The organism is Butyrivibrio sp. AE3004 (assembly GCF_000703165.1).
Lineage (GTDB): Bacteria > Bacillota > Clostridia > Lachnospirales > Lachnospiraceae > Butyrivibrio.
Genome location: NZ_JNLQ01000002.1, coordinates 1,132,453 through 1,144,635 on the forward strand (window position 1 = coordinate 1,132,453; position 12,183 = coordinate 1,144,635).

The window sequence follows — 12,183 nt, forward strand, 5'->3', positions numbered from 1 at the left end:
AAATCATCATCCTAGTCCGAGAACTGCACATTTCTGAACGGATGGCTTCGCTGCGGGGCTGTTTACGAAAAACCTGTAAACTATACGAAAAGCTTAAATGCTGAAAGTGCTATCAGAAATGCTATATTTACAAGGCTGAATACAGCAATATATTTTCCTCGATTATCTTTATAATCGTTTCCGTAGGCCTTAAATGAGATAAGGCTTGCCATTGAAGCAATAAGAGTTCCGAGTCCGCCTACGTTGACGCCGATCAGCAGCTCTTTGTAGTCTGATACAAAACCGGATAACATCAGAGTAGCCGGAACATTACTGATAAACTGGCTGGCAATAATTGCGATCAAAAATTCTTTCCCGGCAGAAACAGCTCTAAGAAAATCACTTACCGCCGGAATCCTTCCCATATTACCTGTGAAAATGAAAAATCCGATAAATGTAAGAAGAAGAATGTAATCGGCTCTCAGAAGGATTTTGCCATCCATAACTGCAACAGTAACCAGGATTATAAGAGCCATTACATACCATGGAATTATCCTTAGTACAGTGATAAGTGCAATTACAAAAAGGATGCTGTAAACAATTACCTGCTTTTTGCTTCCAAAGCTTTTTACTACCTGGTAGTTGTCTTTTCTTTCTCCGAGACTTTCCTTTCCGCCCTTGATAAAGAAGAGCGAAACAATAAGAAGAAGCAGGGAGAACAGGCTGTAGGGTAACATGCACAGAACAAAATCCACAAGACTCATTCCGGTTAAACCATACAGATAAAGGTTTTGAGGATTACCTATTGGGGTGAGCATGCTTCCCAGATTTGCCGCAACTGTCTGCAGAACTATTACCGGGATCATCATATCCTCACGCTTACAGCTGTGAAGTGTCATGAGAGCGAAAGGAACAAATGTAATAAGAGCTACATCGTTGGTGATAAGCATGCTTCCAAGAAAACACATAAGGATAAGGACGGCAGCCAACTGCCGTCCCGTCTGTACTTTCTTAAGAAGAATCTCACCGATCTTTTCAAATATGGAATTTTCCCTGAAACCCTGTATAACGATCATCAGTCCCCACAAAATGCCAAGGGACCTGAAATCAATATAAGACAGATATGATCTGTCGGGTCTTACAACTACAGAAGAGATAATTGCAAGTATCCATGCTGCTATAAGAACAGGATCTGATTTGATCTTTCTAAAAAAGCTTTTCATGTTTGTGTCCTTTTATGTCGACCTTATTATTTTTTTTTCTCGTTCTTTGCAATGATAGGAAGGATTACACCAAGTCCTGTAAGAACAAGAGGAGTTATTACGTTGAGTGCAAAGGTGAAAGGATCTGCATCATACATACCAAGGATACAGCTGGCAGCTGTCACGATGAAGCACCATGCACCAAATAACATTGCTACAGTCTGATTCTTAACGAAGCGATACTCAGCAGGGAATTTATCGCCGGCTTTACGAAGAGCCATGTAAGCGAAGAATACCCAGAGGTAACGGAGAGGCATGCAGACAGAGTTGAGCTTTGTGAGCTGCTTGAGGACTGCTGCTGCGCCAGGTACAAATGACTGGATAAGAATGATTGAACCTGAAAGAACAGCAACCATCTTGATACCGTTTACATAAGCACCCTTGTCGTTCTTCTTAAGAAGACCTGTGGGGATGAACTCTCTGGCATCTTCATTGTCGAGAAGCATACGAAGAGGAGCATCAATACTAAGTACAAGAGTAGAAAGCTGACCTATTGCATTACATATAGCATAGATGATAAGAAGACTGTCACCCATGTGGTAGTAATTACCAAGCTTCTGGAATGCCCAGTAACTTCCGTTTGAGTTGTAAGCGTTGAAACTCTCAGCTGATGCATTGATCTCAGCGGGATCGAACATCATACCCATTGAGATAGTACCAAGGATTGCACAAACAACGACCATGATAGCAAGAGTGATCATTGACTTGGGAAATCCCTTGCTGGGATTCTCTACCTTATTTACATAAGGAGAGATCTTTTCGCATCCGCCAACTGCAAATACAAGGATTGAAAGTGATGTGAAATACTTAACATCAAAGTTAGGAATAAGATTTTTTGCAGTAAAGTCCATTGATACATATCCTGCATTTGGATTGATGGCAGGAGCTGCAAACATCATAATGATGTAAAGAATTGACATAACGAACATACTTGTTCCTGCAATTGTTGTGAGCTTTTTAAGAGGATTAAGACCTCTTGATGCAATCCAGCAGAAAATAAGAAGAATTGCAAAGGTTACAAGCTGAACAGCAAGTGTGGGGAATGTGTCATAGGTCTCACCGTTTCTGAAAACAGCCCAGCTAAGAGCCTTAAGTCCGCCTGATGATTTGGACGCAATGTAAGTAATGTGGCATGCCCAATATGTCCATCCTGCGTAGTAAGCAAGCTTGGGACCTGTAGTACTGAGAATCCATGAGCTTACACCACCGCCTGATGTCTTGAACGCTGAACCAAGTTCGCCAACCATGAGTGCGTAGGGAATAAAGTAGAGTGCAAACATAAGTATCCAGCTGAAAATAACCTGAATACCATTAAAGTAAACGAAACCGTTAAGCACATTTCCGAAGCCCCAAACAGTGGAGAAAGCAATGAATGCCAATGTGCTCCATTTCATACGTTTTGAATCCATTTTTTTAATAACCTCCTATAATTAAAACTTTTCTTTACAAAACAGATTCGTTTGTAGTGCAACCTATCTATTTTATTACATAAAAGTGTAAAAGTCACTACTTTTTTGGAGGATGAAATGGGAATTAAATATATATATAGAAACATGAGGAGGGGCCAAAATGTCTATTAAAATCCAAACCGTAACAACAAATAATATCGTAATGAACTATTTCAGATTCGGAAAAGAAGGTGGCTATCCGATAGTGATAATTCCGGGACTCTCAATAAAGAGCGTTATGGATTCTGCGGATTTTATAGCTGCTGCTTACAAAATCTTTGCTGAAGAATTTGATGTCTATGTGATGGACAGAAGACAAAATCTTCCGGATAAATACGCCATAGAGGATATGGCAAATGACACTATAGAAGTAATAAAGGCACTTGGCTTGAAGAACATAAATATAATAAGTACATCCCAGGGCGGCATGATTTCTATGACGATCGCGCTTAAATGCCCGGAGCTCATAAACAACCTGGTGGTGGAGTCAAGCAGTTCCCATATGAATGAAAAGTCTTTAGCTGTAATCGGCAAATGGATCGAACTTGCCAAATCCGGGGAAAGTGAAGCACTGATGCTTGAATTTGCCGATAAATGCTATACGGCAGACTATGTAAACAAATACCGCGATGCATTTAAGAAGCTTGCAACGCTTGTAACTGATGAAGATTTAAAGAGGTTTGTTATCATCGCAGAGGGAATCTTTGATTTCGATATTTCGGACCGCATTCAAAACATCAAAAACAGAGCACTTATTATAGGGGCTGATAAAGACCTGGTTTTCGGAAAAGAGCCATCTCTTGAGATCGCTGAAAAGATAGGGTGTGAATCATATATTTATGAAGATTATGGTCATGCTTTATATGACGAGGCTCCTGATTGCTGCGAGAGGATATATAAGTTTATGAAAGCGGGGGTATGATAGCCTGATAAACGGACATCCGACAAAAATTAAAGATAAACTATTGCTTGAAGAGGAGAAATTTATAGCACGAGGTAGCCACTTTGGACCGAAATTTGAGGGTTCAAAATATTAAATTTCTCAGAAAATGTAAAACACGATTAGATTATGATACGGTTTCTTAAATGTGAAAAATCTGTGTCCTTACTGTATTTGCTCCATATACGAAATTATAAACATTTTATAAACTTTATAAAATGCCCGAAGATGCCCATTATAAGCGGGTTGACAAATGTTTTGCAGATGCTAGAATGAAAACTGTCACGTAGATACGGTAATGAAAAACCGTTATGTATTCTTATGATGGAGGTTGTTTTTATGAGGAATTTTTCTAAAATTGGTGCAACTGCACTTGCTTTAGCATTGTCTATTACCATGGTAGCGCCTGTTAAAGTAAATGCTATGATCGATACTGATTTTAAGGGCACTGCAACTGAGGATGGAACCCTCGATACTACTAAGGACTATACTGTCACAGAGACAAGAAAAGAAACAGGTAAAACTTATTCATATTCCCAGACCAACGGTGTTTCAACATATGATTATCAAGCCAGAAGAGAGGCTCTTAATTATTTTGCGGGAATTCCGTCAAAGCTTACCGTAGGTATTGATTGTTATGAAGAAATCGATTTTGAACTTAATTATGGCGAGACTTTGGATTCCGTAAAGATTATTAAGGGTAAGAAAAATATTACCTTAAAGAAGGTTGGTGAATCATCCTATACAGATTACCCTGAGTATGATAAAACTACCAAAACTTATTACTTTGAGAATCTTGACGGAACAAAGGCTTATACAACTTTGACAGATGGCAACTATACAGAAGATGCATATTATGCACTTCAGAAGACTCAGTACAAGTATACATACAGACTTTTTGGTAAGGCTATTGGTTCAGCTAAGATTCAGTACAAGGTTAAGGATGAAGCAGGGAAGGTAACAAAGAAGACAATCACAGTTACTGTTTCCACAGATGATTCTCCTTTTAAAACAATCACTTATGCAGGAAAGAATCTGCTTTATGATTATTCAAAGGATGCTAAGAATAATAAATATATCTATGCAGGATCAAAGAATAAGCATGGTTTAGGTTATACAACAAAGAAGTCCGGTAAATTCAAGGTTAACATGAATAAGGATTATAAGCTTGTTAATATTTGGGTTGAGAAGGATAATCCTTGGGTAAGTGAGGTTGACAAGGATTCTACTTTTGATAAAGATTATGGCATTTCTTCAGCTACAGAGCTTGTTAAGCAAAAAGCCGGTGTAGACCTTAATGGTGATGGCGATTACTTTGATACAATCGATGGCATGTCAGAGGGAAGTAAGAGAACTGCAAACTTCACAAAGATGAAGAATGGCGGAAAGCTCGCTCTTAGCACTGTTCCCGGAGAAAAGGAAGATTATCTTTATACTTTCCAGTCAAAGACATCAAAGTATAATACCAAGGGCGTTCAAAAGTATGAGAGTAATTTTGCTATAACTAAAATCCATATCATCTATCAGGAAAAGAATACAAAGAGATATGGTGCAGCAACATATTATATCAACCTTCGTTTAAATAAGTAATTGAAGACTATTATAAGCAATCAGAAGGCCGTCACCTAAGCGTGGCGGTCTTCTTTTTTGGTGTACAGGGACGAATATGGGAAATTATTACTTTTATAATAGATAAAAGTATTGTAGAACGTGTAATTAACGATATTTAACATTCAAAATTGGAAATGAAAAGGTGGTTTATTATGCCACATTATCGTGTTGACATAGGGAAAATATGGGGATAGAATATAAAAGTCATTGGTTGGCGTTCACGAAAGAACGTCAATATGAAAAAAGTTTAATGGAGGGAAATTAAATGACAAGATTCACAAGACTTGGTGCTGCTGCACTTGCAATGGCACTCTCAATCACTCTTGTAACACCTGTTAGCGTTAACGCTATGACAGACGTTGATTACAAGGGTTCAGCAACAGCTGATGGTACACTTGATACCACAAAGGACTACACAGTTACAGAGACTAGAAAAGAAACAGGCAAAACATACTCTTATACTAAGACAGCAGACGGTAAGTCAACATATGACAGCAGTGCAAGAGATGAAGCTCTCAGATACTATGTTGGAACACCTTCTAAGGTTAATGTAGCAGTAGAGAACTACAGCACATTCAGTATTGCTCTCAACTATGGTGAGACACTTGATTCTGTAAAGGTTATCAAGGGTAAGAAGAACATCACTCTTAAGAAGGTTGGTGAATCAACCAACACAGGTTATCCTACAAAGGATAAGGATACTAAGACTTACTACTTCACAAACAGAGATGGTTCTAAGGCTTTCACAACTCTGACAGAAGCTAACTACACAGAAGAAGCTTGGCTTGCACTTCAGAAGAAGCGTTCATCATTTAATTACAGACTCTTCGGTAAGAGCATTGGTACAGCTAAGATCCAGTACAAGGTTAAGGATGAAGCAGGCAAAGTTACAAAGAAGACAATCACTGTTAACGTAACTAAGGATGCAGCTGCATTCAAGTCAATCACATACGCTGGAAAAGAGCTCCTTTATGATTATTCAAAGGGCGCTAACAACAACAAGTACATCTATTCCGGCAAGAGCAAGTATGGCGTAGGCTACACAACAAAGAAGTCCGGTAAGCTTAAGGTTAAGATGAACAAGGATTACAGACTTGTAAACATCTGGGTTGAGAAGGATAATGACTGGGTACTTGAGGCTGATTCTTCAAACTATGATGATGAGTACGGCACAAGAACAGAGACAGAGCTCGTTCACCAGAAGGGTGGAGTTGACCTTAACAGCGACGGCGATTGCTTCGATACAATCGATGGCCTCTCAGAGGGTAGCAAGAAGACAAGTAACTTTACAAAGTTAAAGAATGGCGGAAAGCTTACTCTTGGTAAGGTTGCAGATAATAAGACAGATTACAGCTACTCATATCAGGGCAAGAAGTATTCAAAGACAAGCTCTTTATCAACATCAAAATATGATGGCAATATGGCTACAACAGCTATTCACTTCATCTATCAGAACAAGATCACAAAAGCATACAGCTCACGTACAGAGTACATCACTCTTCGTATCAGCAAGTAATAAAAGCCTTTGGTCTTAGACAACAGAGACCGTCATGCGAAAGCATGGCGGTCTTTTTTTATTCAATAGGAAATTCCTTCGGATTTCCTATTGAATAAAAAGCGCTCCGCTATGGATGCGACTGGTGCGCAGATGAATTTTGCAAGCTAAAGCTTGCGCGCACCAGCGCGCAAAGAGTCTCGAGCGACTCTTTGTTCTAAATGTTTTTGGATAAATTAAGTAAACACAATATGCCACATTGGCGATTGAATAAAATCCATATAAATAGTAAACTAGGACCTGGACTTAATGAGGGGAGTCATATTTAAAGGGGAGTTTTTTGGGATGAGATACGACGCATTTATCAGCTACAGACATGCGCCTCTTGACATGGAGGTTGCAAAGAAGATTCATACAGGACTTGAGACCTATAAGATACCAAAGTCTGTACAGAATAAGACGGGAAAAAAGAAGATGGGCAGGGTTTTCAGAGACCAGGAAGAGCTGCCTATCGGAAGTGATCTTGATAATAATATTTCTATGGCACTTGCCGAATCAAAATATCTGATTGTCATTTGTTCTCCACGAACACCGGAATCCTACTGGGTATGTAAGGAAATAGACAATTTCATAAAGATGCACGACAGAAATCATGTGCTCGCAGTTCTTATAGAAGGTGAACCGGAAGAGTCTTTTCCGCCTCAGCTTCTTAAGGATGAAGAGGGGAATCCTGTGGAACCTCTGGCAGCTGATGTAAGAGGTGCTACGAAGAAGGAGAGAAACACCAAGTATAAGACGGAGCTTTTAAGACTTGCCGCACCTGTGATCGGATGTACATATGATGAACTAAGACAGCGTCACAGAGAGCGTGTTATCAGAAAGACTATAACACTTGGAGCATCTGCAGCTACAGTCGTGGCGGTTTCAGGTATTTCCTTTGGTATTTATAACGCCAATGTTGCCACTCAGATGAAGGAACTTGCTGATGAGAAAACGAAGCTTGCAGATGAGATTACTGTCCAATATCAGGGGAAACAGGAAAACCAATCAAGGTTCTATGCTGAAGAGGCGCTTTCACTTTTTGAATCCGGAAACAGAGAAGACGCAGTACTTGTGGCGATGAAGGGACTGCCTTCTAAAGAGGATGACAGACCTTATGTACCTGAAGCAGAGTACGCACTCTCTAAGGCGCTCTATGCATATGATAGCGGCAACGACATTTCTTTTGACAGAAATCTGACGCACAGTCTGCCTCTTTCCAAGATGAAGAGGTCAGATGACGCTACGAAGCTTATTACTATTGATAACGGTAATAAAGTTTATGTATGGAATGCAGAAGACTGGTCTCTTGCAGCTACAATTGAGCCCGGTGTCAATTCTTCAAATTATATCGAAATGGTAAATAGTGCTGATGCGGATGCAACGGGTGTATATGTAACAACGGATTATAATCTTATCAAGTATGATTATGAAGGGAATGTTATATATTCAAAAGATACAAGTGATATGATCGTGAGCTGCGAGGTATGTGAGAACAAGAACAAAGCTCTTCTCGTATGCTGTGAGTCAGTAGAAGTGTTTGATCCTGCAACAGGTGAAACCGTAACTACAATTCCGAATAATACAAATATGTATTACAAGGGCGGAGGAAAGTACAATATTTCTGAAGGCGTTTATGTAGCGGGACACCTTGGAGATGATGCTGGACATAATTATTTTTCAATAATTGATCCGGACAGTGCGACAGTAATAGATGCTCCTTTATCAGAGGGGATGATGATGGATTTTACCAGAACTGATAATGGAAACTATGCTGTTGTGTCCGCTAATGATGACATGCTGGATAACGGCTTTAAAAGAGCTGTCGTAGACCTTATTGATAAAGACGGCAACATTTTATGGACAAAAGAACTGGACGTACATGTAAACAGTATTTTGTCATTTAGTTCACTGATTTCCGCACATGAATATCAGGAAGGTGATGAAAATGTAAGTGATATTGTGGTGACAGTTGAGACCTGCGCAATCACTCTGGATGAGAAAAACGGAGAGGTGAAGGCTTCATTTAATCTGCCTGCAGATGCTACAATGCTTGGTCTGACGGTAGGAAGCCCTTACGGAAGAGTCGGCTACAAACAGGGAAATATTGATTTTGTTGATTTTTCAAAAGGACGTATACATTCAGATTTTCAGTTTGATACTAATGATTCAATCAGAGAGGCTATCTACTTTAAAGGTGCAATTGTGTTTAACTCATTTTCTTCACCTGATGTGCATGTCCTTTCATGGCATGAAGCGCCTGATGCAAAAGAGTTTATGAATTTTGATCAGACTATGAGACCTATTTCCGTATCAGATGATAATGAGATATTTGCGATGGGACCAAGTATGGATTTCGGAAAAGTAAGCTTTTTTGATAAGGAAGGAAAAGAGCTTTACTCCTTTGACAGTGGAGAGAGTATTGATGATGTTATTTTCAGAGGAGATATTGTCTATTTACATGACAGGAGATGCCTGTGGAAAATCGACCTGAAAAATAAGAATACTGAAAAGATTGATCTTGAAAAGTATGGATTTGAAAGTAGCATGTATGAACTCAATATCTCAAATGACGGGAAAATAGCCAATATATGGAGCAGCTGGAACAGCCTTACACTTGATCTTCAAAGTGAAGAGACGATTATTGCAATGCAATACGATGGCAAGGTTGGAAGCATGATTTCTTCAGCGGATGGCAAGCAGATATATATTTCAGAAGCAGGAGAAAACCTCTACGCAGCTAAAACTGAAAACGGAGAGTCTACATATTTTAAGGATGATAAGCTTCGTACAGTTACCAACGTCTTTGGGAAGAAATATATGGCGCTTAGTCCTGACGGAAAATATCTTGCCATAACATGTATGGATGGGGTAGTCAGAGTAGCGGATACAGAAAGTATGGAGACAGTTTCTGAGATTCCTATGGACACTTATTTGAGAGTATTCATGTCCTTTACAAAGGACAGTAAACATCTTGTTTTACAGGGAGATGATTATAAGGTCCGCATTTGGGATATGGATAAACAGGAAATTATTAGCTCTGTTGATGCCAACGTGACTCTGACCAATATCATATGTGATGAAGACAGTAACCTGATGGCAGCCTGTTCCGGATACGGAATGCTTTTATATGAGACGAACAACTATGGATGCGTTGCAGATATTGACAGAGGAATGCTTTATCTTGGAGGAGAGGATTCAATACTTATTAGCAGCGACAGGATGAATATAAAGCGCACACATTATAAGAATTATAAAGAGCTGATAGATGAAGCAAAAAAACAGTTTTCGGATTCGGTATTATCTTCCGAGAAACAGGTTAAATATAATATCAACTGATATGCAATAAAGGGTGACATATATGGAAAGTATTTTGATTATCTTAATCTCGGCGGCTGTATTCTTTTCAATTGCGTTGTGGTTGGCAGTAGACAGTGAACATATGGCGAAGTGGACCCAGATTGCGTTTTTTATCGCTATAATCGGAGGCCTCGGAATATATGGAATAATTAACGCTTCCATATATAGTGCAGAGCCATTAAGCGCAGTTCTCAGAACAGTAGTTGATCTGGGAAAAATGTTCGGTAATACAGGCGGTGATAATTACGAAAAATTCACCAGAGCTGTCGGAAGCAGCCATTTGATTTCACTTTTCTACTGGCTGATACATTTTTTTGCATATTATTCTCTTGTCAGTGCTGTGATCATGCTGATAGGCGATGGCGTTTTGAGGAAACTCAGAACATTCTTTTTGATGATACATGATATAGAGATAATATACGGAATAAATGAGCATACAATAGCAATCGGAAGAGAGCTTGTTAAGAATGGAAAGGTATCCGTTGTGTATGTTGGAAAAGGAGCCGGTTACGAAGCTACAATCAGGAATATGGGCGGAATATGGTTTTCGGATAATAGCGCAAAAAAACCATCTAAGAAGTTCCTTCAAAGAATTTCATTAAAAAGATATAAGGGTAAAATACGTGTAAGTGCATTATCTGAAAATGAAGATTCAAATTTTGATTATGCATCGAAGATGATGAATAGTCTTCAGGAATTTGGTATAGATCCGGTCCAGACGGAGCTGGTTCTTTTGGGGCGTGAGGATATTGAGAACAATTATTTCCAGGCGCTCGGTAATAATTATGGCTACGGAAGTGTTTTTGCTTTTAATGGTCCTGAGCTTACGGCGAGAATCCTTCTGAAAAAATACCCTGTATGTAATACGATCCCGTTTGATAGCGAGGGAAAAGCTGAGCGAAATGTGGATACACTGATAATAGGCTTTGGCCGTGTGGGACAGGAACTCTTAAGGAGAATGGTCGCAAGCGGACAGTTTGAGGGAAGTGAATTCAGAGCCTGTGTTTTTGATCCTGCTGCCGATAAGAAGGACGGATTCTATAGAGTGCGTTATGAGGCAATGCTGGAAAATTATGATATAAGTCTCAAATCATATGATGGAAGAAGCGTGGAACTAACAGAGTATGTGAAGGAAAATGCTTCTACACTTACCGGAATTTACATTGCAGTAGGAAATGAAACTGCCGGCCGCGAAATGGCTTACGGAATAACTGAGATACTCGCAAAGGCAGGATATCAGGTTCCGATTTATCAGTGCTGCGATGGCTCTGTAATATTCTATAAAGATGACCTCCATTGCGAGATAACTGATACCTTTGATGCTGAAATCATATACGGAAGAAACATTGATGAGATGGCGAAGATGATAAATCATTATTACAGAGGTGATAATGAGTCTGCAGAAGAGCAGTGGAAGGACTGTTCATATTTTGACAGGATGAGCTGCAGGGCAAGTGCTGATTATCTGTCCTGTCTTATGGAAAGACTTGGAATATCAGGCGCCGGTGAGATAGGAGCTGAGTGCATGGAAAATCTCGCAAAATCTGAGCATAAGAGGTGGTGTGCTTTCCATTATTCTATGGGCTACAGATGCATGACACAGGAAGAATTAAAAGAGAGAGAGGAGATGTATAAAAAAGATCACTCCACAAGGATCACTAAGGATCCTAAGAACAGAATACATGCCTGCCTGATACCCTGGGATGAACTTGATACACTCTCTGAATATGAGAACTCCATAACCGGCAAGAACCTTGATTATAAGCAGATGGACAGAGATAATATCGAAACAACCATTAAACTTCTATGGAGTAATGATGATAGTGATATCTGATTTAAGCAAGCGGATAGTTCATACATAAAAGTACAGAACATAAAGAAAAAGTCATTCAACATTGATATAAAGAAAATCAATGTTACGAATGACTTTTTTATTATACAGAATCCGCTTTGATGCGTATAAGAAAAAGCTTCTCTATGGATGTGACTTCTATTACTCATTTTATTTTAATTTGGGTTTATACATTTTATCGTAAATGGTATTATTAA

7 protein-coding genes are annotated in these 12,183 nt (G+C 39.2%); 5 read left to right on the forward strand and 2 right to left on the reverse strand.

The window, feature by feature from the left end; translation table 11 throughout:
• Positions 1-80: 80 nt before the first annotated feature.
• Entirely contained in the window at positions 81-1,202 is a 1,122-nt protein-coding gene (locus BV60_RS0108150; protein WP_029320788.1) for an SLC13 family permease, read from the reverse strand.
• 26 nt (positions 1,203-1,228) lie between these two features.
• The gene (locus tag BV60_RS0108155; RefSeq protein WP_029320790.1) at positions 1,229-2,650 is read right to left on the reverse strand and encodes an APC family permease; all 1,422 of its coding nucleotides are present in this window, start codon (positions 2,648-2,650) and stop codon (positions 1,229-1,231) included.
• Positions 2,651-2,810: 160 nt separating this feature from the next.
• On the opposite strand from BV60_RS0108155, the gene BV60_RS0108160 reads away from it, so the two are divergent.
• The 5 genes from BV60_RS0108160 (at position 2,811) to BV60_RS0108180 (ending at position 11,968) form a co-directional block, all read left to right on the forward strand.
• A complete protein-coding gene (locus BV60_RS0108160; RefSeq protein ID WP_051656590.1) occupies positions 2,811-3,611 on the forward strand; it encodes an alpha/beta fold hydrolase in 801 nt (266 codons plus the stop codon).
• Between the two features lie 357 nt (positions 3,612-3,968).
• Positions 3,969-5,219, forward strand: coding sequence for a hypothetical protein (locus BV60_RS23760; RefSeq protein ID WP_029320794.1), 1,251 nt, complete (start codon positions 3,969-3,971; stop codon positions 5,217-5,219).
• A gap of 286 nt (positions 5,220-5,505) precedes the next feature.
• Positions 5,506-6,756, forward strand: a complete 1,251-nt coding sequence (locus BV60_RS0108170) for a hypothetical protein (RefSeq protein ID WP_029320796.1) — start codon at positions 5,506-5,508, stop codon at positions 6,754-6,756.
• A 324-nt stretch (positions 6,757-7,080) separates the two neighbouring features.
• Positions 7,081-10,113 carry a TIR domain-containing protein gene (locus tag BV60_RS0108175; protein WP_029320797.1) on the forward strand — a complete coding sequence of 1,011 codons (3,033 nt, stop codon included), beginning with the start codon at positions 7,081-7,083 and terminating at the stop codon, positions 10,111-10,113.
• A gap of 22 nt (positions 10,114-10,135) precedes the next feature.
• Entirely contained in the window at positions 10,136-11,968 is a 1,833-nt protein-coding gene (locus tag BV60_RS0108180) for a hypothetical protein (protein ID WP_029320798.1), read from the forward strand.
• Positions 11,969-12,183: the final 215 nt, after the last annotated feature.

Bases quoted from the DNA above. Each gene is read 5' to 3' on its own strand.
- BV60_RS0108150 (WP_029320788.1), bottom strand. From the start codon at position 1,202: ATGAAAAGCTTTTTTAGAAAGATCAAATCAGATCCTGTTCTTATAGCA.
- BV60_RS0108155 (WP_029320790.1), bottom strand. From the start codon at position 2,650: ATGGATTCAAAACGTATGAAATGGAGCACATTGGCATTCATTGCTTTC.
- BV60_RS0108160 (WP_051656590.1), top strand. From the start codon at position 2,811: ATGTCTATTAAAATCCAAACCGTAACAACAAATAATATCGTAATGAAC.
- BV60_RS23760 (WP_029320794.1), top strand. From the start codon at position 3,969: ATGAGGAATTTTTCTAAAATTGGTGCAACTGCACTTGCTTTAGCATTG.
- BV60_RS0108170 (WP_029320796.1), top strand. From the start codon at position 5,506: ATGACAAGATTCACAAGACTTGGTGCTGCTGCACTTGCAATGGCACTC.
- BV60_RS0108175 (WP_029320797.1), top strand. From the start codon at position 7,081: ATGAGATACGACGCATTTATCAGCTACAGACATGCGCCTCTTGACATG.
- BV60_RS0108180 (WP_029320798.1), top strand. From the start codon at position 10,136: ATGGAAAGTATTTTGATTATCTTAATCTCGGCGGCTGTATTCTTTTCA.